Below are 24,290 nucleotides of genomic sequence, written 5' to 3' on the forward strand. Positions count from 1 at the left end.
GTTCGCCTGCCCGGGGCCGCCGGGATCGGCGGCCGCGAACCTGCTGATCGCGCCCCCGGCCTGTCAGGACACCGCGTCTAGTCCGCCGGACGAACCCGGGCGCGGACGAGGCGGTAGCGGACGAAGTGCAGGTCGCCCACGGTGTCGGGGGTCCGGAAGTCGACGCGCACCTTCCCCATGAACTCTCCGGTCCGCTCGGACGACCCATGAGCATCGGCGACCGCTTCTTCTGCGAGGGAGACGTTGATCAGGGACAGGTCCGGCCCCGGGGGGAGGTCACCGGGCATGGGCAGCGGACCGCCGGGCGGACGGATCTCGATCTCGGCGACCCGGTCGGCGCTGATCCTGACCCGGAAGGGGCCCTCTTCAGGCGTCCACTGCCCGTCCCCGGATCCGAGGGCGAGCAGCGACGGGGCCTCGGTCACGGATGTGCCCAGCATGATCCCGCCGTAGGAGCCCATGTAGACCAGGTCTCCGACGGCGCGGACCGCCTTCGGGTAGGCCGAACGATCGTGCGGCGACGCCGGGACCGGGACGAACTCCGCCAACTGCGCTCCGCCCGGCGGAGGAACGTAGGAATTGGTCTCCCCGGACGCCGGGCCGGTGAGGTCCTCGCCATCGCGCCAGATGGAGCCGCACTCGCCGCACACCCACAGGCACTCCCCGGTGCGCTCGGCGCACTCCTTGCCCAGGTCGATCGTTCCGCACTCATTGCACCGCTGCATCGGCCCCCCTCGTACCGGCGGCGACCCCCGATCACCGCCGCCCTCTCACCGGCGACCGGCTCAGTCGCCCTTGTTCTTCACCGGGTAGGCGGTGACGACCTCGTTCCCCTTCTCGACGACGATCTTGACGATCTTCTCACCGTCGTCACCGATGGTGTTGTCCATGGGGATCCAGAAGGTCGTCCTGCCGTTGTTCGTCGACTTCTGGACGTCCTTCTTCTTGCGCTTGCCCCAGGCGTCGTTGAGTGTCTGCAGCGCGTTGCCGTCCTGCTTGAACTTGGTGTGCGGCTGGCCGTTCTTCATGCGCTCGATCGCCTTGGGCGAGGAGTCGGAGCTGTGTTCGAGCACATGCTGGAGCGCGTGCTGGTCGCCCTCCTTGTAGGTCCGGTCCCTGAAGATCAGCCCCTTCGGGGTCTGGAACGGGCGGCCCGGCCCGTTGAGCTCCTTGAGCTTGCAGTTGTGGACCAGCGCGGCGCCGCTTCCGGTCCACACGTAGTAGGTGTGGAAGTTCGCCACGCTCAGGTTGTTGACCTGCTGCGCACGCCGCTCGGTGCCGGCGGCGGTGACGCGCGAGACCCCTCCGTCGGGGCCGATGACCTCGTCCCCGAGATCGAGGTCCCGAGCCTCCTTCCACGCCTGCTCGTCCTCGACCCAGAAGGGGTGGCCGCCGGTGGCGGTGATCCCGCCGGCGCCGGTGATCCCCGTTCCGTCGTGGAAGCCGAGGGAGACCAGCTCCTTGTCGCCGTAGGAGCCGATGACCGCGGTCACCGGCTGGGGTGACCGCTCTCCGGTGACCGGATCGGCCGCCATCACCAGATCCCCCACCTCGACGAGCGAGATGGCCTTGGTCGTGCCGTCGGCCATCAGGACCTCGGTGCACGGCAGGAAGCTGCTGAGCTTGCAGGACGAGGTGACCTTCGAGACCAGGTCGTCGAGCTTGGCCTGGGCCGTGGACACCGCCTTCTCGGCCGCCTCCTTGGCCTTCTTGGCCTTGCGGAAGCGGTTCCACAGCTTGACGATCTTGGCGGAGTTCTTGGCGAGCTTGGCCCCCTTGCCCCAAGGGGTGAAGCCGACCACGGTCCAGAGGCAGGCCATGATGTCGCCCTTGGTGATGCAGTCCCGGGCGTCGTTGTAGCCGATGATGTCGCCGACGAGGTTCAGCAGCTCGTCGCGGACGTCGTCGTATCCGGCCTCGTCGAGGTCGCTCTGCGCCTCCTCGAGATCCGACTGTGCGTTCGCGTACTCCTCGGCCGCCACAGGGTCGTACTCGGCCAGGAGCGCGTCGGCGGGGTTGACCCAGTCCTCGTCGTCCGCCCCCGGGGAGGCACTGGGGCTCGCGCTCGGGCCGGCCGTCGCCCCGTCGGATCCGTCGGTTCCATTGGGGGACGGACTCGCCGACGCATCCGGGTCGGCGGTGCCGCCCTCGAGCTCTTCGCAATCCTCGTCACCGGAGACCTGGCAGATCGCCGAGGCGTAGAAGCGCTGGACATCGGTGGGAAGGCCGAACGCGAAGACGGCGGTCACGATCACCGCCACCAGCAGGATCAAGGCGCCGTACTCGACCTTGAATCCGCCGGCCTCCGCCCTCCACACCCAACGCACCGAGCAGCCCCTCCTCAACGACGACCGAACACGACGTCACTGACCGGGAGAAGTACGTCGGTCAGCTTTCACCAATCCGGGCGATGCCATCGGAGGGGTCTGGTCCGAGGATCTGAACAGGTACCCGGCCGAGTTCGGGTTTCCGTGGTGCTCACGTCCAGGAACCTCGGGGGAGAGGCTGCCATGGACGCACGACAATGACATTCAGCCTCGAGACGATACCGCCTCACATCCGGCCGGCCCAGGGCCCGTGGGCCCAATCCCAGGCCCAGAACCCATCCCAGGCGCCGGTAGCGGTGCACGCCCCTCCCCGTACGTGGGAAGTCGTCCGGTCAAGGAAGAACGCACTTGCCAAGCGATGCCATGAACGTTTCTCTTGGACTTCGTTCGGGTCAGATCAAAATCTTCGCCGTGCGTGATCGGTGATCATTTGTCATGAGTAGTCAGCCGAATCTGACAAGGGTGTGGAAGTTCACTGGGGGCTTCGTCCGTGTACCACGCGTACTCAATGGCGCTGAGGTGTCCATGAGTCGTCCAGAGGATGATTTCCCCAATCTGTGCTCCATGGTCTGTGATCTCGGCGTCGATCAGGGCAGGGGTAGGCCTTCCTGCGAAAGGGGTCAGTCCAGTCTGAGTCGACGGAAAGCAGTGTGTCTAGGAAGCTCTTCTCTTTTTCTGATAACGAGCGCGGGGATTCATTGGAGTTCATAAGGTTGTTTGTGCTGTTCTGTGTCGATAGAGCACCCAATACTCGGGGTCGTCGAAACTCTGCCTGCGCTCCGTCTGCTGGGCGAGGTCGAATCTCCGATAGGGGTGTGCGCGAGAGTGCTTAGGTGTCGACCGTGCACAAGTGGCTCAGTCTTTGGACCGGTAGACCATTCGGCCATAGGATCTCAGTTCGGCGGGATCCGGACGGCCGATGTTGACTTCGCTCTCAATTGCGGGGTTGATCCCATCCCGCAGAACCTCGAGTTCGAAAATAATATCTTCAATATCCTCCGCGAGCTCCTCGTTCTCCTCGTGGGCCCAGAACAGTAGTTCAATCCTGCCCTGTTCTTTGTCGGCGCGAATTGCGATTGCGACGATATTTGAAGAAATGAGGCCTAGTTGCGCCTGTACAAGGTCGAGAACAAGGCCGTTTTCCCAATCGAGGTCCTCCTGGTCCACTATCCCCCCCTTGGGTTCATTGGAACTACGCTGGGGCTCTTTGTTCCCTTGATCATGAAAACGTGCGTCGGGGCATCTCTGCGGTTCTGGCGAACATTATTGTCGTATCCGGTGACCGAATCCACCTTGATCTTGATGTGGCCGCGCTGTGTCATGCCGATGACTTTGGCGCTCCCGTTGTGGTACGCGTCCAGTACGGCCTGAGCATCGGAGTGGGAAGTGAAATATCCGCCCCCATTGTAGCCTTGTTCGCCAAGGATGTGTCGGTCCTGTTTCTGTTTGCTGATCTTCGTGTTCACCTGAGGGAGCTTGACCTTATTTCCCAAGTGATCGGTGGTGTGAGTCGGCGGGCACCCGGAGTTGTGTGCCAGGAGAGATCCTGTTCCTGACGGCACATAGTAGGTGTTCAGGTCATCGACGGTGAGGTTATGAACCTGTTGGCCGTCGAGAGTCCGTACTCGGGTACTGCTGACCTGGGTCCAGCTCCCCGACGACGTGCGCAACCAGGATCCTTCCTCCAGACCGATGGCGTCGACCCATTCGGCGCGGGCAGGTGCCCAGAAGGGGTGCTCGTCGGTGGCGGTGACCGTGGAGAGTGTGCCGTCCTCGTTCTTGACGGTGATGTCGACGAGCGTCTTCTCTCCCTCGTCGACGATGGTCGCGGTGACCGGTCGGGGCCCCTCTTCGCCGGTCAGGGGGTCGAAGGCCCACACCTCGTCGCCGACCGAGACGTCCTCGATGGGGGCGGTGGTGCCGTCGGCGAGCAGCACAGGGGTGCCCGGGACGAAGCTGTTGGAGGCGCAGGGGTCTCCGTCCTTGTCCTTGTCGCTTTCGCCCTTGCTTTCACCGTCCTGGTCGGAGTCTCCTCCCTTGCCCTGTGAGGAGTCCGGGGTTCCGGGGAGTTTGCCGCCGTCCGGGGCCTTGCTGAGGACCCGGAGCATTTTGAGGGCGATTCCGGCCCCTGCGACGAGCAGTGTGCCGAACTCCCACAGGCCATAGCCGAGGACTGCTGCCCAGTCGTCTTCTGAGAAGGCGTCCCGCAGCTCTTGGCTGACCAAGAGTCCCCACGGGTCATCGATGATCGCCTGGACGAGGTTGGGGATGGCCTCCGGGGCATCGGTGACCAGTGCCCAGAGCCCCTCGATGGCGCCGGCCATGTCCCCGGTGACGGCGGTGACCAGGGCGTCGAAGAAGCGCTCGACCGCGGGATCATCGGGATTGATCTCCCCCATGGGCTCGGGCGTGAGTTCATCGCCTGGGGCCAGGTACAGCCCGTCGTCGGGAGGGGCGTCGTCGACGACATATCCGTAGACAGGAGATCTGCCTTCCCACAGCGCGTTGTCCGTCTCGGCGCCGGCGTCGGCGCCGGGAGAGGCCGAGGGAGCAGTAGGGGAGTCGCCGGTCCCTGCAGGCGTGTCCGTTCCGCCGGCATCGTCGTCTTGGGCGAGCGGCGGCGGGTCGCCGTCCTCGCTCGCGTCGGTCTGGGCGCCGGAGACACTGTCCACGGAGTCCTGCAGCAGGGACGCGATGCGATCGGCCGTGCGCAGGTCCATGAGCACGCTGAGAATGGCGGCGACGAGGAGGATGACGGCGGCGTACTCGACGGCGTTCGCACCGCGCTCAGGATCATGGATTCGACGTAGCACCAAGGCACCTGTGGTGGGGAGGGAATCTGAGGGGGCAGCCGGTCAGGAGGACAGGAACTCTCGCGACGACTTGCGGAGCATGAGGACCAGTACCGCGGTGGGGAACAGGAGGTTGATCAGCCCTTGTGGTTCGCCGGCACCGATCCGGCCCAGCGCCGCCAGCAGGAGGAGCGACATGAAGACCACCGATGTGACCAGCAGGGGGCGGCGCCCCTGGGGCAAGCGGAGAGCCAGGGTGAGGGCGATGGCCCCGGGCACCGCGACCCAGGCGAGAACCGCGAGGGTTTCAGGACTCACGTGGCTGATGAGCAGTCCGCCGGTGATCTGCAGCGCGACGGCTGCGGCCTGGATGAACAGCAGGATGCGGGCGACCTTGAGGGATCTGGGGAGAGGGCGGCGCACGAGTGAAGGCTCCTGGCGAATGGGTATCGGGGGCTGCGTCAGGGCAACAGTGGCCCCAAGGGCTGTCGCTAACAGTCCCGACGACGCTACGGAAGGTTCACCGTGGAGGCTTGGGCCCAGGGACCCAAGTCGGACCCAAGGGGCTCCCGATGCCCCTCTGACCAGTGGGAAAACTGATGACCGCTTCCGGTCGTGTGCAGGAGCGAACCATGGGGGACACCAGCTGAACACGCCTGCGCCGCGAGGGCGACCAGTGCTCGCGGTCGGTCGAACTCGCCCTTCGCGACGTCTGCTGAACGGCCCGGCAATAGCGGGCAGAGGGAGCTCATGAAACACGTGGGGCCGGGGAGATTCCCCGGCCTCACGCCGTATACGCCACGACGGCGCCGTCAGTACCAGTTGGTGCTGGCCCCGGAGGGGCTGTTCGTGGGGTTCTGCCAGAACGCCCATGCCTCACAGGGGGTGTTGTAGCGGCCCTCGATGTAGTCGAGGCCCCACTCGATCTGGATCTCCGGACTGTCCATGAAGCCCGGAGGGACGTTGTGCACGCTGGGCAGGAGCTGAGGAATCCCCGCGGCACCGCTGCTCGGGTTCACGGCCTTGTGGTTCCAGTTGCTCTCATGGCTCCACAGCGTCTCAAGGCACTCCCACTGGCGACCGGTGAAGCCGCGCTCGGCTGCGAGCTTCTGGCCGATCTCCTTGTTGGCGCCGTTGTCGCCGGGACGTCCCCCCGTCGGGGTGCCGAAGGAGTACTCTTCAGGCTTCTTCGGCCGGTCGACCTCGGTCCAGGTCTTGCCGTCGCACTCGGGCCCCTCGACGAGACACACCATTTCGCGGACCAAGTCATTGAATCGGCCACTGGGATCCGTCTGGACGACGGCGGTGATGATGGTCGCTGCGAGCAGGCCGAGCACACCGACTTCCAAGAACTGGACAGCGCCGTGGTCATCCTTGGTTCTTCGCTGGAGAAGACGAACGACGTGCCGCGTCATGATGGTTTACCGCTCTCGGAGGGGGCTACTCGATGGGTACGTCCTTGGCGGGGGCGAAGCCAGGAACACTCAGTGACACCTTCTTCGTTTCCTTTGGAAGCATGTAAGAGTTCCAGAAAGTCGCAGGCTGTCCCTCCTCGACGTCCTCGATGGAGTTGGACGGGTAGAAATTTCCGGTGCACAGGCAGAAGCCGTCGGAATCCTGCAGGGGATGGTAGCGAACGTCTGAGTCAGCGTCTGTGACGGTCACCGAGGAGACGCTCCGGTCGTTGTACCTGTACAGGTTGTTCGAGTTGTGCTGGGCTTCGAAGACGGCGTCGCCGGTGATCGTCATCGTCCAGGTGATGGTCACGTACTCGGAATCACCGGAGCGCTGTGCCTGGTTGACCTCGATCTTCGAGCCCTCGTAATCACTGGTGTCCGAGGCCTCTGCCGTTGCGATGACGGGGAGTCCGTCCTGCTCGGCCTCGTCCGCATACGAGGACGTCGGGACCAGAGTGCACGCTGCCAGAACCGTCGCGGCCGCGACCGAAGTCTTCTTCCACTGCTTCTTCATGGTCGGTACCTACTTCTCGAAAGTGACGGTGACGCGGCGGTTCTTCTGGCGGCCTTCCTCGGTGTCGTTGTTCGCGACCGGGTCGCTCGACCCGTGTCCCGCTGTCTCGAACTTCAGGCCGCTGCGCTCCGTGTACTCTTCGAGGCGGTCTCGCACCTCCTCCGCCCGGTCCTCGGAGAGAGGATCATTGATGGAATCGTCGCCAGTATCATCCGTATATCCATCGATCCTGACCGTTTCGGCGCCGCTGGCGTCGATCTCCTCCGCCACCTCCTTCAGTGCCGCATCGGCATCCGAGGTCAGCTTCGATTCGTCCACCTCGAACAGGACATCGGACGAGAGCATGATGGAGGTCTCCTCGCCGGACTCCTCCCGGGAAGAGTCTCCGTCGAGATCATCCTGCAAGGACCTCAGGTCGAGAATGAGCGGATCGTCGACGGGGGTGTCGACGATGTCCTGGTCGACCTCTTCGGCCTCGCTGATCGGGACGGCCGGCATGTCGGGTGTCACTGTGGTGTTGACCGTCAGCTCGGTGACGTCCTCTGGCGGAGCGGGGAAGGCGACCCAGAAATCAAGGCTGTCGCCCGCTTCGATCCGACGATGATCGTCCTGCCATCTATTGCAGAGGCAGTTCGTCTCGCCTTCTCTCATTAGTGGGCGATAGCGCTGGTAGTTTTTTGTGTCGATCAAGGAGACTCCGCTCGCCGAATAGGGAGCGCCGTCCATGCGCGACGGGTAGCGAAGGATGTCGGTCCCCTTGACGTCCTCCTCGCCATTATTGACCAGTGTCATTTTGAGGAGTGCAACGTCTTCTCCGTGGCGCTCAAGCGAATCAACGTCGAGTTGTAGATCGCTGCCGAGGGTCGTCGAGGAGGCTATCGATGAAGCCAGCGGCCCGCCTTCGGGATTCGGCGATGATGAGCCACTGCCTCCGCCTTCTCCGCCTCCGCCGTCCCTGGTCCCTCCTTCGCCTCCACCGGATACGCATGATGTCGTGATCAGCGCGGCTGCCGCTAAGGGCAGTACGTGATGGAGCTTGTGCCAGCGATGATCGCCGGTGCTGCTCAGGCGCATGGTGTTGCCCTTCTTGCGCAAGGCTATGAGACCAGCTAGAGGCTAGCGGATGGGGACCGTAGGGGATAGAGGGAGGTGGAGAGGGCGGGCAGGGCTAACTCGCGACCGACACGTGGATGTGGTCCATGTGGTTCACGGTGTTTCCACCGCGTTCCGGGACCCAGCGCTTGACCTTGTCCCAGTCGCCGACCGGGTCGCGGCTGGGGTTCCAGATGTGGTGGTCCCACATGATGTACAGGATGTCGAGTTCCTTGTGGTTGTCGATCATCCACTGGGCTGCCGCGTCCGACCCCTTCTTGAGGTCGCTGCTGGGGAGATTGCCGTTGGCGGAGACCATGTAGTCGCAGGCCCTGCCGCGTGGGTGCTCACCGCCGTCTTCCTGGGAGCGGTAGCAGCCGACACCGTAGCGTTCGAAGACCGCCCCCCACTCGCCCATGATCGCTTCGTGGGTCTCGCACATCTGGCGTGTGATGTTCTGCCCGCCGACGGCGTCGCAGGGGTAGCGGCCGCTTCCGGGGCCGCCGGTGAGCTCCGAGTAGATCCACCGGCCTTCGCGGTCGACGAGTTCGACATCCGTCAGATCCTTGGCCTGGCCGTAGGTCCAGATGCGCTGATACGCGCCGCCACTGCCGGCGGCACGGCAGGCCACGTAGTTACCGATCTGCACCCCCCAGAAGTCGAGGATGGGGACGAGCTGGCACTCGGGTATCTCGACGCGAGCGATCGCTGCGGCGTTCCCGGTCGTCACCGGAATCGTCTCGCCCCGTTCCTCGGCCTCCTCGATCTCCTCCTTGTCGGGGCATTCCCGGAAGTTCCAGTGGACGCTGCCGTCGTCTTGCAATTCGCGTTGGCAAGCGTCGCCTCTGACCTCGACGCGCACGAAATTGCCGAGCCGCCCTTGGTCATCGTCACTGGCTCGGATATCGGTCAGGTCTGCGTTGTTCTTCTCTGCGTACTCCTTGGCTTCGCTCTTGCCGCTGCTCGCTTGCCAGCCGACCCCCCAGGGGAGGTTTCCGCCTGCGATCTCCTCGGCGACCCGATGCTGGATGTCGCCGGCTGCTGCAAGAGCTGCGGCGTCCGCGGCGGACTGGGCCGAGGAGCGCATGTTGTTGGCCTCTCCGAGCCGGATGAAGAGGACGGCAAGGGCGGTCAGGGAAAGCGCTAAGCCGACGAGGAGGTACAGGCTGGCCTGACCTCTCTCGTCGGCGAAACGCGACGTCTGAATGAGTCTCATCGCGAAGCATTCATATGTCGGGGGAGGGGTGGGGCCGGAGCCCCACCCCTGTCTCAGCTTCCTTGTCGTCTATCCGGCGTTCTGGGAGGCGGAGAGTGTGGACTCGGCGTGTTTAGCCCTCGCCGTCGTCGCCGTCGTCACCCTCGTCGCCTTCATCGCCCTCGTCGCCCTCGTCGCCTTCACCGCCACCACCACCGGGCTCCTGGTCGGCCTCGGACTCGACGCTGCCGACGGCGTCGTCGATCATCGTGGCGATGGTGTCGGGAACGTCCAGGGTCCAGATCGCGGCGACGATGCCGGCGACCAGAAGGATGATGGCTCCGTACTCGACGAAACCGGCACCCTTGTCGTCCTTCTTCTCCTCGCGCTTGGCGCGGATCTCGTCGAGCTTAGTGCGGAGGCTCATCATTCTGCTTCCCCTTCTTGTTCCGCCGTTTTCTCCGGCGGGGCCTTTGCCCTTGCGACGTTCATAAAGTTACGGGGTGGGGCCATCGGGAGCCTAGGGCCTGCGGGCCCAACTTCTCGGCGGTGCGGGCCCAGCGCCGGAGGGGGTCTGTGGGCCCACCGCTACGGGGCTCAGCGCGGGGCCCCGGTGTTCGGACCGACCCCGTTCCACCTGGCGATCGCCTCTGCACGCGTCGTCACACCGAGTTTTCGGAAGATGCGGTTGATGTGGTTCTTGACGGTCTTCTCGGTGAGGAAGAGTTCCTGGGAGATGACCCTGTTGTTCAGTCCGCGCGAGATGGCTTCGAGTACTTCGGCCTCGCGTTCCGTCAATCCGAGATCCGTGTGCGATGCCCGGGCCGGAGTATCCCCCGGATCGGACCGGACGGCCTGGAGCGCCGCCGTCGCCGCGACGGGCGACAGAGGGGTGCCCGTGCCATGGGCGACCTCGGTGAGCGCGCGTTCCAGTTCATCGGCGCTGAAATGCCCGTGGACGAGGTAGCCGGCGGCCCCCTTGCGAAGGGCGGTGCGGATGATGTCCGCGTCCTCGGTGTGGGTCAGCATGATGACCTTGGCCGTCTCGGCGAGGTCTTCGACCGTGCTGACGCCGTCCCGTACCGGCATCCGGACGTCCAGGAGAACGATGTCGGGACGGTGTTCGCGGGCGCGTTCCAGCGCCTCTGCTCCATTAGAGGCCTCCGCGACGACGGTGATGCCGTCGGCGGCCTCCAGCAGGGAGACCAGGCCCGTCCGGACGATGACGTTGTCGTCCACGGCGAGGACGGAGATGGTCTCCGGGGAAGAGACCGGGCTGATGGGGGAAGTGGAGGTCACGGGGACTCCTGCTGGTCATGTCGGTATACGCCAACTGAGATGCGTCAGGGAGAGCGCGGGTTCCGGTGGGGACGGAGACGAGGCCGCGGTCACGCGGACGCCTGCGGTGCGGGGGAGCGATCGTGGACGGTCGAAGCCGGGACGACCAGCCTCACCGTGGTGCCGCCCTCCTCGGGGGACTCGAACACCAGGGAGCCGCCGACACGCTCGGCACGCTCGACCATGCCCAGCAGGCCGTAGTGCCCGTTGCCCGTGCGTTCGGCACGGAGCAGCTCCTCCGGGGGCGTCTGGAACCCCAGGCCGTCGTCCGTGACGACGACGCTGTACGTGGCAGGGGTCCCGTCCCCTTGAGAGGTTTCGACGGTCACGTCGACCGCAGCGGCGCCGGAGTGGCGCTCCACATTGGTCAAGGCCTCCTTGAGGATCGCCAGGGCCTCCTGGCGCGCCTCGTGCCGAGGTTCCGTCGCGGAGGCGGGCTCACCCGAGACGTGCGCCTCGATCCCGCTCTCCTTCGACCATTCGCCGACGATCCCGCCGAGCGCTTGAGCGAAGGGGATGTCGGCGTCGTCCTCATGGTCGCGCAGGTCACTGATCAGCTCCCTGGCCTGCGCAGCCGCCGCGTCAGAGGCGGCGACGATCTGTTTGGCCACGGCCTCGGCGCGCTCGGGGTCCTTCTTCAGCCACAACGGCAGGGCCTGGGCCGCCATCGCTGTGCCGCGAAGGGTCTTGGCGACCGAATCGTGCATGTCCCGGGCGAGGCGCTCCCGTTCCTCCGCGGCTGCGGCCGCCCGTTCGGCGCTGCGTCGGGCGACCTGCTCGCTCGCGAGTTCGGTGAGCACTCTGCGGAGGAACACGCCCAGGTACGCGGTGATGGCGTAGAGAGCGGGGTGCACGATCAGTGCCTGATAGGTGAGGACCTCGATGCTGGCGTCCGGTCCGGAGACGGCCGCATAGCCCAGGAGGGCACATGCGTAGCTGAACACCTGGAAGAGGGCCACGAGCGCGGCGTGGCGCCACTCGAAGAGGATTCCGGCCACAGCGGAGGAGATGAGCGTGGTGAGGAACGCCGGCCCCGAGGGGCCGTCCAGGACCAGGATCGCGCCGGTGCCGAGAATGTCCAGGACGGACAGGATCGGATGAGAACGAAGGTAGGGGACGAACCGCTCCCAATTCCGCGCAGCGAGCCCGGACAGCAGGGCGACCGCCACGACGAGCACCAGAGTGCCGTTGGTGATGCGGTCGGCCGGGATCAGGAGGAGCGCCATGGCGCACAGCAGCATCCGCAGCTGGAGCAGTAACCTGACCAGCGCGGCCAGGCGCGGGAGCGTCGCGGGCACGACTCCGATCATGGGCCTCACCCGCCGCCGAACATGCTGAAGTCGGCGTCCAGGCCGAGGAACATGCCGCCGCCGATCACGAGGATGAGGCCGGGCAGCATCGTCGCCGCGGTGACACCGGTGACGCGGGGTGCGACCTTCTGCGCCTTGCGCCGCAGGAACTGGGCGTCATCGCGGCGGACGTCGCCGCTGATGGTCATCAGCGCCTCGGCGAGCGGGGCGCCCAGCTCCTCTGCCTGCTGAAGGGCTGTCACAAAGCGGCCCAGTGACTCGTTGTTGTTCCGCTTGCGCAGTTCTTTGAAGGCCTCGCGGCGGCTCGTCCCCAGATCCATCTGACGCAGGGCGTTCTGGAACTCGTCGGCGAGAAGGCCGGGCATCGACTCGCACACGCGCGCGAGCGCCTGGCGGAACGAGAGCCCCGAGCCGACGGTCACGGCGAGCACGTCGAGGAAGTCGGGGAGCTGTTTCTGGATCTGTTCCTGGCGCTGCGCGCGGTCGGCGATGATCCGCATCTCGGTCATGAAGGTGAAGGCCAGCACGAGCAGCGCGAACAGGGTGGAACCGCGGATCAGCAGGGCCACCGCCACTCCGCCGTACAGGATCACCTCCCCCGCCTTGCGGGAGATGTAGCGGTCGACGTTCAGGCCTTCCGGGCGGCCGGCGCTCTCGATTCGCTGGTGCAGCCGATCCAGCTGCTTGTCATTCAGCCGGGACTTGATGGCGGGTAGGAGCGGCGCTCCGATCCGCTGGGTGATCTTGTGGAGGATGAAGACGTCATCGTCCGTCGGCTTCTTCGGGGCGCCAGAGGTGAGATCGGCCGCGACCTGCGCCTTGGCCGTCAGTAGGTGCACCCCCCAGACGAACACGCACACGCATAGGGCCGCGGCGAGGGCGATCAGCAGGATCAGGGGGAGGGAGAGCGACATCGGGGGCTCCGGGACTAGAAGTCGAGCTTGGTCATGCGCAGGACGGCGATGAAGCCGATGGTGAACAGGGCCATCGTGACCAGGATGATCACGAGGCCGGCCGTGCTCTCGGCCATGTTCGAGATCGCCCCGGGCATCAGGGTGTTGATCAGGAAGTACGAACCCACGCCCATGCCGAGCATGGCGTAGGCGGTCGACGTCGATTCGCCCAGGATCGTCTTGATCTCCCGCCGGGTCTCCTTCCGGCTCTCCAAGGTCTGCGAGATGTTGCGCAGAGAGCTCACCAGGGCGCCACCGGAGCGGGAGGAGACGAGGAGCGTGCTGATCAGGACGCCGATCTCCCGGGACGGCATTCGGTCGCGCAGATCGGTGATGGCCTCCTCGAAGGGCTGTCCCAGCTGGATGGAGCGCGCGGTGTAGCGCAGCTCCGCCCCTGCCGGATCGTCGAGCTCCTCCGCGGCCATGTCGATGGCCGTGGGAAGGGCGAGCCCCGCCTGAGTGGCGTTGGAGAGCACCCGGGCCAGCTCGGGGAGCTGGGCGGTGAAGGCCTCTTTGCGCCGCTCCTCCTGGCGCTTCAGGTAGCCGAAGATCCCGGCGACCACGCCGAAGATCGCCACGATCCCGAAGATCGGAGCGAGGGCCTGCCAGAGGAACACGACCGCGACCACCGAGGCGCCGGCGACGGCGAGGACGAAGGTGGACAGTTTCATCTCCAGGCCCGCGGTGCGCAGGCGCCGTTCCAGCTTCGAACCGAACTCCGCGGTGCGCAGCAGGGCGTCCAGGCGGGCCAGCGGTGAGCGGCGACGGCGGTCCAGCTGCTCCTCGAGCGTGCCGCGCGAGGCCAGCTCCCTGCGCTCGATGGTGCCGACGCCCCACTCGCGAAAGCCCCAGACGCCGATGGCCAGGGTCAGTGCGGCCAGGAGAAGGGCCAGTACATCGAGACTCACTTCACTGCTCCAATGGGGACGGTGTGTGCGGGCTCGGTGAACACTGCGGGGACCACCTCACCGGCGTTGACGATGCGCTGGACGATGTGGTCGGGCAGGGGGAACCGGTGGAAGTGGCCGTTGACCTTGCCGTGGGCGTCCAGAGGCTGCGGGTCGAAGCGGAGGACCGGGGACAGCTGGAACTGCTCCCGGCGGCTGGAGGTGACCACGCCGATCTCTCCGACCCGGCGGGAGCCGTCCGCATAGCGCGCCAGATGGACGATGACGTCCACGGCCGCGTTGATCTGGTCCTGGATGGCCTCGAAGGGGATCTTCACTTCGCTCATCGAGGCCAGGGTGAGCAGGCGGTAGACGGCGTCGTCCGCCGAGTTGGCGTGCACGGTGGCCAGGGAACCGTCGTGGCCGGTGTTCATGGCCTGCAGCATGTCGAGGGTCTCGGCGCCGCGGACCTCACCGATGATGATCCGGTCAGGGCGCATACGGAGCGAGTTGCGGACCAGGTCGCGGATGGTGACCTGGCCCGCCCCCTCCATGTTGGGAGGGCGCGACTCGAGCCGGATCACATGCTCCTGCTGGAGCTGGAGCTCGGCGGAGTCCTCGATGGTGATGATGCGTTCGCTGTTGGGAGCGAAGGCGGACAGGGCGTTGAGGAAGGTGGTCTTCCCGCTGCCTGTACCGCCGGCGATGATCACGTTGAAATGTGCGCGCACCAGGGCTGCCAAGAGCGCCCCCGTGTGCTCGTCCAGGCTTCCTCGGGCGGCGAGCTGCTGGATGGTGAAGGGGCGGGGGAAGCGGCGGATCGTGATCGTGGCGCCGGTCAGCGAGAGCGGCGGGATGATCACGTTCACGCGCTCCCCTGAGGGCAGGCGCGCATCGACCATGGGGCTGGATTCGTCGACGCGGCGGTTGACCTGGGAGACGATGCGGTCGATCGTCTGCATCAGCTGGGCTTCGCTGGCGAAGGTGGTGTTGATGCGCTCGACCTTCCCCGCGCGCTCGACGTAGATGGTGTCCGGGCCGTTGACCATGATCTCGGTGACGCTGTCGTCGGCGAGGAGCGGCTCGAGGACACCGAGCCCGAGGGCCTCGTCGACGACGCGACGGATGAGGGCACTCCGCTCGCGGTCGGAGAGGACCGGGCCCTCCCGGGAGAGGAGATGGCCCACGACCTTCTCCAGCCGGATGCGCCGCTGCTGCATGCTGAGCTTGGCGAGGTCCTCCAGGTTGACCTCGGTCAGCAGTCGCTGGCGCCAGTGCGTCACACTATTGCGGTCGTCCAGACCCCGCGTGGGGTTCGAGGTCTCATCGAGGCGGTTGCGCAGGGCCATGCGGCGGCTACTCCGTGGTGCTGGTTCTGGCGGTCGGATCAGAGAGTGGGCATGTCGACGCGGCGTGAGAGCTCGAACCCGAGCTCGGCCGCGGGGAACATGAACGGCGGGGACGCCGTCGCCTCCACGTACCGGGCACCGTCCTGGTAGCCCGAGGTGACCTCCGCATGGGAGAGCCATCCGGGAAGCGATTCGCGCGCGGCGTCGGTGCCGGCCTGGACGCCCTGCTCCGCCGCGATGCGGGCCCCGGTCCGCGCGGCGTTGTTCAAGCGCTCCATGGCCAGGAACGACGCGAAGAGTTCCATGGCGATGACCACGATGATCAACAGCAGCGGGAAGATCCCCGCGAACTCGATGAACTGGGAACCGCGGTCGCCCCTCCTGCGGCGGGGACCGGCGTGGAGAGCGGGTCTCGACCGGAAGAGCTCCATGACCGTGCCTTTCTCGGGGTCTTCATCGGGGCTGTGGGGCGGTGCCCCAGAGTGCGATCACCGTTCGTAGACGATGCGGGACTCGCCGGAGACCTCCCAGGGGGAGGAGGCGCTCGGAAGCACGACCGGCATGGCGAGCACCGCCCGTGCGTACGACCCGTCCGAGCGGTGGTCGATCTCGACGTGGAAGGTGTCGGAGCCGTCCCACGGCGCTCGTACCCGCTTGGCGGCCTCGCCGGTGATCTTGCCGAGGTCGTCGGGGGTGACGGCGGCCTGCCGGGCGGCCTCGTTCGCTGCGTGGCCGGCGTACATGCTGGTGATGCCGTACAGGACCACCTGCCAGACCAGCAGTGCGGACAGGAGGAGGAGCGGCGTCACAGCGGCGAATTCGACGAACTGGGCTCCCTTGTCGCCCGCCTTCTGCTTCTTCTTCCGCTCCTTCTTCTCCTTCTTGGGCTTGGCGGCCTTCTCTTCTTTGCCCTTGCCGAAGAGGCCCTTCTTGCGAGGGACCTCGGGGAGCTTGTCCTTGTCGGAGCCCCCGTCCGCCGGCATCAGGTCCGGTTCGGGGGGCGTGTCCAGGATGTTCAGCTCGCCGGCGACCTTGCTGTAGGCCTTGAGGAGGTTCTGGTCGGTGATCCGGCGGGGGTCGCCGGTGTTCGAGGCCTCCTCCAGGCTGCGGAACATCGACGGGATCGGGGTGGGGACGAGGTCGACGCCGATGAGCTTGCGCGCGAAGTCGGGCTGGATCTCGTTCTGGCGGCTGTGCCGCAGCAGCAGCGCCTTGACGTTCTTCTTGTCGCGCACCTGCAGCCGTTCCCACATGGAGATCAGCCGCTGCCCGGCGCGCAGCGCCGGCAGGTCCGGGGTGGTGGTCACCAGACAGGTGTGCGCCAGCTCGCAGGCCATCGCGGTGGCGTCGGTCATGTAGGAGCCGCAGTCGGCGATCACCAGCTCATAGCGCGAGCTCAGGCTGGCGAGGATCTGCCGGGCCGCGATCTCGGTGACCTCTTCGCCGCGCTCGCCGTCGCGGGGCGCGAGCAGGATGTGCATCCCTTCGGGGTGCACGTAGAGGGTCTCGCCGAGCATCGATCCGCTGATGCTGTCGGCCGCCTGGACGAGGTCGACGATGCTCCGCCGGTGGCTCAGGTCGAGGTAGCCCGGGATGTCGCCCTTCTGCAGGTCCAGGTCGACCAGGCAGATCGAGCGGCCGGCCTGGGCCGCGGCACGCGCCAGCTGGATGGCCAGCGTCGTGGTGCCGATGCCGCCCTTGGCGCCGGTGAGCGTGATGATGGAGCCCCTGCGCCCGGAAGTGGGCACATTGGCGTTGGCCTCCTCGAAGTGCCGGCGCAGGGTCTGCGACCACTCCGCGGCCTGGCTGACCCGGGCGTCGAGCTCACCGATGGTGCAGTCCTGCACCAGGACGCCGCGTGCGCCCGCCTCCATCGCCCGTGTGAAGACCTCGGGGGCGGACTCGTCGACCATCAGGAGGATGGCCAGCTGGGGGTGGTTGCGTGCGACGTCGCGGATCAGCTCCACCGCCGGCAGCGGCCCCAGGTCCTCGTGCACGATGAGCACGTCGAGGTCCGGGATGGAGCGCAGCGTCTCGCTCACTTCGGCGTAGGAGCGGTGGACGCTGACGATCTCGCAGTCGCCGAGTTCGTCGAAGCGGACCGTCAGCGACGTCTCCAGCTCGGGGCTGGGGACGCCGATCATGATCTTGTGGCTCATGACTAGTTCGGCTCCTCTTGGCCGTCCTGCTGCTCCTCGGCGTTGTTCTGGCCCTCGGCCTCGAGGTCCTGCTGGTCGCTGCTGCAGAACTGGATGTTCCCCGGGTCGCCGGAGCCTTCGGGGCTGATGAGGCCGAGCCGGAGTGAGGCGGAGAAGGCCTCGGCGTAGGTGAGCTGCAAGGTGTCCTGCGGGTTGAGGCGGAAGGTGACCGGGACCGTCGCCGATGTCATGCCCGACTCATCGGTGCTCTGGCCGACCTGGCCGACCTCCAGGACCTCGACGTCGGTGAGGACGCGCGTGGCACAGCTGTCGCCCTCCCCGTCCGCCGGGAACGTGGCGTAGATGTCGACCCGGGACTGGCGGCTGACCTTGCCCGCGACGCCGGTCTCCGCGTTGACCATGATGGCGATCTCCCGCTCGCCCGCCTCCAGCTGCGGGGCGGGGATGACCATGCTGGTCTGGAGAAGCGATCCCTCCGCGATGTACGTGGAGGAGACGGGGGTGCGCCCAGGCTGGTCCAGCACCTGGTCCAGGTTGGAGATGAAGGTCTCCTCATCGAAGAACCGTGCGGGGACCTGGTGCTCCTCGACCATGTCCTCGGTGATCGGCTGGTAGGGGGAGATGTCCTGGGTCAGGCGCAGGGTGGTGCGGTAGGTGCCCAGATCCCGGTTGATGCCGTTCACATAGGAGACCACGGTCAGGAAGACCGCGACGGCGCCGATACCGGCGACGATCATAAGCAGGAGGCCGCGTCGCTGGCGGGGGTTCATACGCTTCTGTTCCTAGGGAGGAGGGGGCAGGGACTCGGATTCGTGCGGGCGGGTCGGTGCCGCGCTCAGGCGCTCGACGGCCCGGCCGGGGACGTGCGCGGGTAGGCCGCGTTGTCGGGAGGACGGTGCTCCTGTGCCGCCCGGGGCTGGGGGCCGCTGGGGTGGCCTCCGTCGGGAGGCACGGGTCGACCGGAGTGCGGCTGCGGTGCCGCGCCTCCGGGATGGGGCTGCTGGGGTCCGGTCGGGCCGCCTTGGCGCTGTGCTCCGACCCACGCGGGGCGGATGTGCTCCCCGGTGCTCTTGGTCGGAGGGGCGGGGACGTCCGCGCCGCGTGTGGGCGGTCGGCCGACCGGGGGCTGGTTGATACTGCCGCAGTAGGGGCACATGAGGCCGTCCACCAGCTCCCGGCACCAGACGCAGGTGGAGGGGCGGATGGCCCGGGGGGTGCTCGTGAGGGCCTGGGGGTGGGCGCTGAAGACGATGAATTCGATGTACTTGCGGACCCCCCAGTACTTGGGCCCGAGCGGCTGCTCGGGAAGCGCGTTCAGGGAGACCGCCTTGAGCGCGGGGGTGAGCTGTTCGTTGAACTCGTCAAGGCTGTAGTCGTCGGGGCGGCATACCAGGACCTGGACCGGGTCCAGGGGCCGGTTGGGCAGGTTGGGGCGGGGATCGCGCTTCTTGACCCGGCCGACGCGCTTCACCGGTGCGTTGAACGCCAGAAATGTGGTGCGGGGCAGGTAGGAGCCGATGTGCTGCTTGAACGTGATCGGAATCGTCGCCAGGTTGTTCACCCGCTTGAGCCAGGCGCCCGCGAGCACGTGTCGGCACAGCTCGTGGGCGAGGGAGGCGGTCACCCCGGCCGGCAGGTAAGGGGACATGTAGGAGAGCTGGTCGGAGACCAGGGACAGGGCGAGCGGGGAGATGTCGAGCGGGATCTGCCCGATCTCGTCGGTGAGCAGCGCGCCTCGGGCGAAGGCGATGACACGCTCGGCGCGCTCGGCGTTCCACTTGGCGTACAGCGCGGTGACCTTGCGCCCCTGCTCCAGATTGGCCCGCGCGAACTCGATGAACGCGTCCGCCTGCTCGCCTTTGTCCTCACCGGTCATGGGGAAGCGCTCGGCCTGGTGTGCCCCGAGGAGGCCAGTGCTCGGGTAGTCACCGAGGAGGGCGACAGCGCTGACGCTTCTGGAGGAACGGGTGGTCACTTCAGCGAACTCCCAATGATCAAGGGGGATGGGGACGTGCGGCGAGTCGTCGTGGTCGCGCTGTTTGGGAGGATTCCGTGGTGGGATAGCTTACTGCGCGCGTCTGACCACGCGTGTGCGCCGTGGTGCGCTGTGTACGGCCGGTCCTGCCGTCGATTCCTCCCGTCGGTCCCTCGGGTTCTGGCCGGGGGCGGTGCGGCCGCTCGGACGCGGTGCCTCTGAGCAGCAGAGGCCCCCTCGCAAGGGCTGAGACGCCGGCGATGGGGGACGGGTTCCGTCCTCGGGCGGAATCGCAGGTGAACACTGCCTGCCCCGCGGCCGTGAGGGGAGGGGGAGCCCTTGGCCGGTTCCGGCCAAGAAGGCGGTGCGCAGGAGGTATTCCTTCGGGGCCTGCGAACGGGGCCTCCCCCGCCGGCCACGGCCCGCATGTGCGGCTGAGCGGACCCCGCCGGCGACGCGGAGGCCGGTTCCCTACACGCCCGTGTTCCTCTTCGCCTCCTCCAGTCTGGCAGAGCGTCCGGCGCCCCTCCGGGGCGCCCCGACGGCTCAACGCGCGGGCGCCGACCGTTGCTCTAGGGGGTGATCCAAGAAGAGCTCCCTAGGAGCGCCGCACGTGTGTTCACCCGTCGAGGTCGCGGAAGGGGACGCTCTTCGCGAACGGGTGCTCGAGTTCGAGTGCGCCTTCGTGCGTCTCCGCCAGGAGATAGGTCCTGCTCGCCCAGTCCAGGCGGTACTCGCAAATCGCGCTCACCAGAAGGTCGTCGCCGAGGAACACGACGAGGTACACCGATATGCCTTCGTTCGCGTACTCCGCGAGCTTGTCCACGGTATCGGTCGAACCGGATCCCGGGGACATGACCTCGACCACCAGCTCGGTTCCGGCGGTCGTCACTTTGGAGCCTCGTTCGATGCAGTGATAGATCGAGACGTCAGGGCGGCGAAAGGACAGTTTCCCGTCGCGCCGCGTCCGCCTGACGAAATAGACGTCGATGTCGGTGGAGACCCTGCGGCACGGAGCCGCGGGCTTGGCCGACTCGGATGCGTTGGCCAGGCGTCGGGCGACCTCGCTGTGTTCAGGCGTGCCGCTCTGGCAGAAGATGACGTGGCCGTCGATGACCTCGATCAGCTTACGGACCTGATCTGGGAGCGCCTCGTACTGTTCCTCGGTGAGAAGGAGGGACTCCGGCGACGTGGCCCATTCCGGCAGACGGTCTATGCGTTCATCTTAGGTCCTACTCAGGGGCCGGTGGATGGGGTCGGGGAACACGGCCGCGGGTCATTCTGCGGGGGGCTGCGTCGTCTTCGTGCCGTGGTTCGCCTTTCGGGCGCCCAGGTAGGCCATTGCGACGATGATGGCCAGGCTGATCCAGAGCGCATAGCTGTCGATCGTGGTGATCAGCTCTACCCCCTGCTCGCCTGCGGCGTATCCCGCTGCCACGACCACGCCAGCCATGGATGCCGTGCCGAGGAGGTTGAAAAGGAGGAACGTTCCGAGGCGCATTCCGGTCCAGCCGGCCATGGCGAAGACCAGCGCGGTGGGGACCCCGGGCAGTACGGCCAGGAGGACCGCGGCCCTGAGGATCCACGGGTTGAAGTTGTGGGCCTTGGCGGCGAACCGCCTGGCCCTCTCCCCTTGGGCGAACATGTTCACGATGCCCTGGCCCCACTGGCGGCCGGTCCACCAGAACAGCCAGTCGAACTTGGCCATGCCGACCGTTCCCGCCAGCAGGGCGAGCCACAGCGGATACTCCCCCACCGCGGCGAACGCGGCGACCGCGCCCGTCGCCGCCTTGCTTCCGGTGACGAAGGCGAGTGCCACCGGGGCCGACGCGATCATGAACGGCCGCAGCGGCCAGAGGAGCAGGAGGAGGACCGTGATCCCGAGGAGCGTGGCGGCCAGCGCCTTGTCCGTCCGTGTCGCCTTGCCGCGCCAGGGGAGGTACGGGCGGTCGTCCGGGTCCGGAAGGTCGGCCGGAGCCGGGCCGGTGGCGCCGGTGCCGGCGGCTGTGTCCGGGGGCGGGCCCGAAGCCCCGTCCGCGGCCTCGTGAGGGCCGTTCGGAGCAGGCGAGTTCGTCATGGTCCACATCGTTCCGTGTGGCGGGCCCACTGGGTAGTCGTTCCGGTCATCGGTGCAGGGTGACAGGAATGAGCCCTGCGGTCTGACATCTGTCATGTCCTCTGCCATGGTCGCCGCCGCGGACGACCGTGAGGAGGACGGGCCCCGGCCCCCTGCAGGCCGGGGCCCGGAGACGGGAGGGTCAGACCATCACGTCGCGCATGGTCGGGGCGCGGTGGTCCGCCAGGTTGGCCGGGGTGGCGTCGGCCTTGTGCTTGTGGACGAAGGACCGTCGGGCCTCCCGGAAGCCGTTGCGGTCGTCGAAGATGTCGCGGCTCATCTCCGCCAGCTCGGCCACCCGGTAGGTCTCCAGCGGGCGGCGGCGCTCGTCCGCGTGGCGCAGGTCGTTCTTGGCCTGGAGCACGCGCTCGAAGTTGCCCCGGTCGGCCAGGCGCCGCGCGTACGCCAGCGCCGCCTCCTCGTACTCCGGGCGGGACCCGCCCAGGGCCTCGTCGGCCATGCCCAGCTCCACCGCCTGTTCGGCGCCGATGGGCAGGCACTCTCCGGTGAGCGCCGCCGCTGCAGCGTCGCCCACCCGGCGCGGCAGCACATAGGTCCAGTACTCCGAGCCGAACAGCCCCATCGTGGCGTAGTGCGGGTTGAGCACGGCCCCCTGGCGCACCAGGACCCGGTCGGCGCCCAGGGCGAGCATCACCCCGCCGGCCCCGGCCCCTCCGCCCACGGAGGCGACGGTCAGCTGGGAGGAGCAGGTGATGATCTCCCTGCACACGTCGTCGATGGCCTGGATGTTGCGCCAGGCCTCGCCCTCGGGGTCCTCGGCCGCCTCGATGGCGTTGAGGTGGATCCCGTTGGAGAAGACCTCTCCGCCGCGCAGGAGCAGCACCCGGGTGTCCTGGCGGACGGCGTGGCGCAGCCCCGCCGTCAGGCGCACGCACTGCTCGGTGGACATGGCGCCGTTGTAGAAGTCGAACGTCAGCACGCCCACCGTGCCGCTGCGGCGGTAGACGATCTCCCCATCGCCGTATCCGAGGTCGGCCGGAAGCACGCTCGGGTCGGCGTTGGGCACGCCCTCGATCAGGGAACCGAGGGCGGTGGCCGCCGGCAGCTTGATCGCGCCCGGCTCGCCGGGCGCTCCGACCTTGAGGTGGCCCACCCACAGGCCGCCGTCGCCGGTGGCCACCAGCACCCGGCCGTCGCTGCGCGCGGCCACCGTGCCGGGCTCGGCGGAGACCCGGGGCCCCTCCTCGGCGTCGAACACTCGCACCTCGGCGCCGCACAGGGTGGTGCGCACGCCCGGCGCCCCGTCGGCGGCGCGCACCTTGCGCAGGATGCGGGAGGTGGGGTCGCTCCAGTGGAAGGCCCGGTCGTCCTGGCGCATGGTGGGCCGCAGCCGACCGGTGACCTCGGGCCGCTCGTAGTCCAGCGGCTCGGGAAGGAAGTACGGGTCGGCGGCCTTGGCGACGACCTCGTGCACCAGTGCCACGGCCGCCTCGGTGACCGGTCCGTTGTACACCGAGCTCTTCTTCGGCGGCTGCTCAGGGAGGGGGAAGGTGCGCCATCCCCAGATCGGGCCGGCGTCCATCTCCTCGACGGCCTGGAGGGCGGTCACCCCCCACTCGGGTGCGCCTTCGGTGATGGCCCAGTCGAGGGAGGAGGGCCCCCGGTCGCCTGGCGGGCCGGGGTGCACGATGACCGTTCGGTGGTTCTTCCAGATCCGTTCAGGGACGCGGTCCTTGAGGAACGGACAGATGATGAGCTCCGGCCGGGCCAGCTCCACGGCCTCGACCATGGTCTCCTCGTCGATGGCGAGCTCGACGGACACGTCGTGTCCTGCGCGTCGCAGCTCGATCCAAGTGCGCTGGCTGAGGCCGTTGAAGGCCGAGCACAGCAGGAGGACTCGCACGGGGGCTCCCTTCAGGGGCGGGGAACTGGGGAGGGGCGCCGGCTCACTAGGGGCGAAGGTCACGAAATGCGTCATCTGGGCACACATTTCCGGACCGCGACCATTGTTGCGGAAGTTCCGAGGTGCCCATGCCATCACAGTCCGTGCGGGTTCGGCCACTGGGGGAGGGCGGGGCCTGTGGTACCGCGCGCTTGCGCAGCGCGGCGGTCGGGGAAAGGGTGGGGCCATGACCGACGACGAGCCGATGCTGCGCTGTCCCCTCTGCACGTTCGGCTTCGTGGAGGACTACCGGGTGCCGATGCCGCTCGACGGCTCCCGCTTCCGCATGTGCGAGGAATGCGAGGCGGTCTGGGAGGACGGCGGGGACGTTGACGCCGCGTCCGCGCAGAACCTGCTGTGGTACCTCCAGGACCGGGGGCTCCAGCCGTGGCTGGAGGACGTCCACCGGGCCTGAGCGCTTCAGGCCGGTGCGCGGAGCGCGCGCTTGAGGGGCCCGATGGACCCGAGGGAACGGCACACGCCCGGCGACAGGAAGCCGGGACCGGTGACGGCGAACGCGGGTACCGACGCGATCGCCCGGACGACGCGCGCCCCGATGACCCGTCCGCGGCTCTCGGCGCCGGAGGCCTCAGCCGGTGCGGTCGGAGTGGCCCAGGGGGCGGCCGGGGGCCACCCGGTCGCGGACGGCCTTCTTCAGGTCGGCGGCGTCGGTGAAGGCGGCGTCGCTCTTGCGCGACCAGATCGCCTCGCCGTCCAGGCGCACCTCGAACACCCCGCCGCTGCCGGGGACGAGCGCCACCTCGCCCAGGTCGGCCTCGAAGGTCGTCAGCAGCTCCTGGGCCATCCAGGACGCACGGGGCAGCCAGCGGCACTGGGTGCAGTATTCGATCTCCAGCCGGGGACGCGCGGAGGCCGCGCCCGTTCCGGCGTTCTCTCGTTCGGCCACGGCACCAGTATGGCGG

General features: G+C 67.5%; 24 protein-coding genes. 1 reads left to right on the top strand and 23 read right to left on the bottom strand.

Going from position 1 to position 24,290, the window contains the following annotated elements; genetic code table 11:
- Positions 1–77: 77 nt before the first annotated feature.
- The 22 genes from C892_RS0111805 to C892_RS0111910 form a co-directional block, all read right to left on the bottom strand.
- Entirely contained in the window at positions 78–725 is a 648-nt protein-coding gene (locus C892_RS0111805) for a hypothetical protein (protein ID WP_017557366.1), read from the bottom strand.
- 60 nt (positions 726–785) lie between these two features.
- On the bottom strand, positions 786–2,327 hold the full coding sequence (locus C892_RS0111810; RefSeq protein ID WP_152513382.1) for a polymorphic toxin-type HINT domain-containing protein: 1,542 nt from the start codon (positions 2,325–2,327) through the stop codon (positions 786–788).
- Positions 2,328–3,182: 855 nt separating this feature from the next.
- Positions 3,183–3,494 carry a hypothetical protein gene (locus tag C892_RS0111815; RefSeq protein ID WP_017557368.1) on the bottom strand — a complete coding sequence of 104 codons (312 nt, stop codon included), beginning with the start codon at positions 3,492–3,494 and terminating at the stop codon, positions 3,183–3,185.
- Entirely contained in the window at positions 3,494–5,140 is a 1,647-nt protein-coding gene (locus tag C892_RS0111820; RefSeq protein ID WP_017557369.1) for a polymorphic toxin-type HINT domain-containing protein, read from the bottom strand. Before C892_RS0111820 ends, C892_RS0111815 begins: the two co-directional genes overlap by 1 nt.
- A 42-nt stretch (positions 5,141–5,182) precedes the next feature.
- The gene (locus tag C892_RS0111825; protein WP_017557370.1) at positions 5,183–5,542 is read right to left on the bottom strand and encodes a hypothetical protein; all 360 of its coding nucleotides are present in this window, start codon (positions 5,540–5,542) and stop codon (positions 5,183–5,185) included.
- Between the two features lie 389 nt (positions 5,543–5,931).
- Positions 5,932–6,372 (bottom strand): aggregation-promoting factor C-terminal-like domain-containing protein, encoded by a 441-nt coding sequence (locus C892_RS28810; RefSeq protein WP_239647360.1) that lies wholly within the window; start codon positions 6,370–6,372, stop codon positions 5,932–5,934.
- 187 nt (positions 6,373–6,559) lie between these two features.
- Complete coding sequence (locus C892_RS0111835) at positions 6,560–7,090, bottom strand: hypothetical protein (protein ID WP_017557372.1); 531 nt, start codon at positions 7,088–7,090, stop codon at positions 6,560–6,562.
- A gap of 9 nt (positions 7,091–7,099) precedes the next feature.
- Positions 7,100–8,164: an OmpA family protein gene (locus tag C892_RS32195; protein ID WP_239647361.1), complete on the bottom strand. Its 1,065-nt coding sequence runs from the start codon at positions 8,162–8,164 to the stop codon at positions 7,100–7,102.
- A gap of 94 nt (positions 8,165–8,258) precedes the next feature.
- Positions 8,259–9,398: a VldE C-terminal domain-containing protein gene (locus tag C892_RS0111845; RefSeq protein WP_017557375.1), complete on the bottom strand. Its 1,140-nt coding sequence runs from the start codon at positions 9,396–9,398 to the stop codon at positions 8,259–8,261.
- Between the two features lie 112 nt (positions 9,399–9,510).
- Positions 9,511–9,804, bottom strand: coding sequence for a hypothetical protein (locus C892_RS0111850; RefSeq protein ID WP_239647362.1), 294 nt, complete (start codon positions 9,802–9,804; stop codon positions 9,511–9,513).
- A 170-nt stretch (positions 9,805–9,974) separates the two neighbouring features.
- Complete coding sequence (locus C892_RS0111855) at positions 9,975–10,676, bottom strand: response regulator (RefSeq protein WP_017557377.1); 702 nt, start codon at positions 10,674–10,676, stop codon at positions 9,975–9,977.
- Between the two features lie 89 nt (positions 10,677–10,765).
- Positions 10,766–12,013, bottom strand: coding sequence for a sensor histidine kinase (locus C892_RS0111860; RefSeq protein WP_239647363.1), 1,248 nt, complete (start codon positions 12,011–12,013; stop codon positions 10,766–10,768).
- A 17-nt stretch (positions 12,014–12,030) separates the two neighbouring features.
- Positions 12,031–12,939, bottom strand: coding sequence for a type II secretion system F family protein (locus C892_RS0111865; RefSeq protein WP_017557379.1), 909 nt, complete (start codon positions 12,937–12,939; stop codon positions 12,031–12,033).
- A 14-nt stretch (positions 12,940–12,953) separates the two neighbouring features.
- Positions 12,954–13,886 (bottom strand): type II secretion system F family protein, encoded by a 933-nt coding sequence (locus tag C892_RS0111870; RefSeq protein WP_017557380.1) that lies wholly within the window; start codon positions 13,884–13,886, stop codon positions 12,954–12,956.
- Positions 13,883–15,214, bottom strand: a complete 1,332-nt coding sequence (locus tag C892_RS0111875; RefSeq protein ID WP_017557381.1) for a TadA family conjugal transfer-associated ATPase — start codon at positions 15,212–15,214, stop codon at positions 13,883–13,885. The genes C892_RS0111870 and C892_RS0111875 overlap by 4 nt, the downstream gene beginning before the upstream one ends.
- Positions 15,215–15,252: 38 nt before the next feature.
- The gene (locus tag C892_RS0111880; protein WP_017557382.1) at positions 15,253–15,645 is read right to left on the bottom strand and encodes a TadE/TadG family type IV pilus assembly protein; all 393 of its coding nucleotides are present in this window, start codon (positions 15,643–15,645) and stop codon (positions 15,253–15,255) included.
- 57 nt (positions 15,646–15,702) lie between these two features.
- Positions 15,703–17,373 carry a CpaE/TadZ family protein gene (locus C892_RS0111885; protein WP_017557383.1) on the bottom strand — a complete coding sequence of 557 codons (1,671 nt, stop codon included), beginning with the start codon at positions 17,371–17,373 and terminating at the stop codon, positions 15,703–15,705.
- A 2-nt stretch (positions 17,374–17,375) separates the two neighbouring features.
- A complete protein-coding gene (cpaB, locus tag C892_RS0111890; RefSeq protein ID WP_026124305.1) occupies positions 17,376–18,143 on the bottom strand; it encodes a Flp pilus assembly protein CpaB in 768 nt (255 codons plus the stop codon).
- A 65-nt stretch (positions 18,144–18,208) separates the two neighbouring features.
- On the bottom strand, positions 18,209–19,249 hold the full coding sequence (locus C892_RS0111895; protein WP_017557385.1) for a hypothetical protein: 1,041 nt from the start codon (positions 19,247–19,249) through the stop codon (positions 18,209–18,211).
- A gap of 718 nt (positions 19,250–19,967) precedes the next feature.
- On the bottom strand, positions 19,968–20,564 hold the full coding sequence (locus C892_RS0111900; RefSeq protein WP_026124306.1) for a Uma2 family endonuclease: 597 nt from the start codon (positions 20,562–20,564) through the stop codon (positions 19,968–19,970).
- A gap of 60 nt (positions 20,565–20,624) precedes the next feature.
- Positions 20,625–21,425 (bottom strand): DedA family protein, encoded by an 801-nt coding sequence (locus tag C892_RS0111905; RefSeq protein ID WP_017557388.1) that lies wholly within the window; start codon positions 21,423–21,425, stop codon positions 20,625–20,627.
- 181 nt (positions 21,426–21,606) lie between these two features.
- Positions 21,607–23,328: a hydrogenase maturation protein gene (locus C892_RS0111910; RefSeq protein WP_017557389.1), complete on the bottom strand. Its 1,722-nt coding sequence runs from the start codon at positions 23,326–23,328 to the stop codon at positions 21,607–21,609.
- A 226-nt stretch (positions 23,329–23,554) separates the two neighbouring features.
- Between C892_RS0111910 and C892_RS0111915 the strand changes: the two genes are divergently transcribed.
- On the top strand, positions 23,555–23,782 hold the full coding sequence (locus tag C892_RS0111915) for a hypothetical protein (RefSeq protein ID WP_017536875.1): 228 nt from the start codon (positions 23,555–23,557) through the stop codon (positions 23,780–23,782).
- Between the two features lie 174 nt (positions 23,783–23,956).
- On the opposite strand, the gene C892_RS0111920 is transcribed toward C892_RS0111915, so the two are convergent.
- Positions 23,957–24,274 carry an Rdx family protein gene (locus tag C892_RS0111920; RefSeq protein ID WP_017536874.1) on the bottom strand — a complete coding sequence of 106 codons (318 nt, stop codon included), beginning with the start codon at positions 24,272–24,274 and terminating at the stop codon, positions 23,957–23,959.
- Positions 24,275–24,290: the final 16 nt, after the last annotated feature.

It is taken from the genome of Nocardiopsis baichengensis YIM 90130, assembly GCF_000341205.1.
Lineage (GTDB): Bacteria > Actinomycetota > Actinomycetes > Streptosporangiales > Streptosporangiaceae > Nocardiopsis_A > Nocardiopsis_A halophila.

Coding starts and splice junctions, on each gene's coding strand:
- C892_RS0111865 (WP_017557379.1), bottom strand. CDS start 12,939: ATGTCGCTCTCCCTCCCCCTGATCCTGCTGATCGCCCTCGCCGCGGCC.
- C892_RS0111885 (WP_017557383.1), bottom strand. CDS start 17,373: ATGAGCCACAAGATCATGATCGGCGTCCCCAGCCCCGAGCTGGAGACG.
- C892_RS0111905 (WP_017557388.1), bottom strand. CDS start 21,425: ATGACGAACTCGCCTGCTCCGAACGGCCCTCACGAGGCCGCGGACGGG.
- C892_RS0111850 (WP_239647362.1), bottom strand. CDS start 9,804: ATGAGCCTCCGCACTAAGCTCGACGAGATCCGCGCCAAGCGCGAGGAG.
- cpaB (WP_026124305.1), bottom strand. CDS start 18,143: ATGAACCCCCGCCAGCGACGCGGCCTCCTGCTTATGATCGTCGCCGGT.
- C892_RS32195 (WP_239647361.1), bottom strand. CDS start 8,164: ATGCGCCTGAGCAGCACCGGCGATCATCGCTGGCACAAGCTCCATCAC.
- C892_RS0111835 (WP_017557372.1), bottom strand. CDS start 7,090: ATGAAGAAGCAGTGGAAGAAGACTTCGGTCGCGGCCGCGACGGTTCTG.
- C892_RS28810 (WP_239647360.1), bottom strand. CDS start 6,372: ATGGTGTGTCTCGTCGAGGGGCCCGAGTGCGACGGCAAGACCTGGACC.
- C892_RS0111915 (WP_017536875.1), top strand. CDS start 23,555: ATGACCGACGACGAGCCGATGCTGCGCTGTCCCCTCTGCACGTTCGGC.
- C892_RS0111880 (WP_017557382.1), bottom strand. CDS start 15,645: ATGGAGCTCTTCCGGTCGAGACCCGCTCTCCACGCCGGTCCCCGCCGC.
- C892_RS0111845 (WP_017557375.1), bottom strand. CDS start 9,398: ATGAGACTCATTCAGACGTCGCGTTTCGCCGACGAGAGAGGTCAGGCC.
- C892_RS0111805 (WP_017557366.1), bottom strand. CDS start 725: ATGCAGCGGTGCAATGAGTGCGGAACGATCGACCTGGGCAAGGAGTGC.
- C892_RS0111875 (WP_017557381.1), bottom strand. CDS start 15,214: ATGGCCCTGCGCAACCGCCTCGATGAGACCTCGAACCCCACGCGGGGT.
- C892_RS0111895 (WP_017557385.1), bottom strand. CDS start 19,249: ATGACCGGTGAGGACAAAGGCGAGCAGGCGGACGCGTTCATCGAGTTC.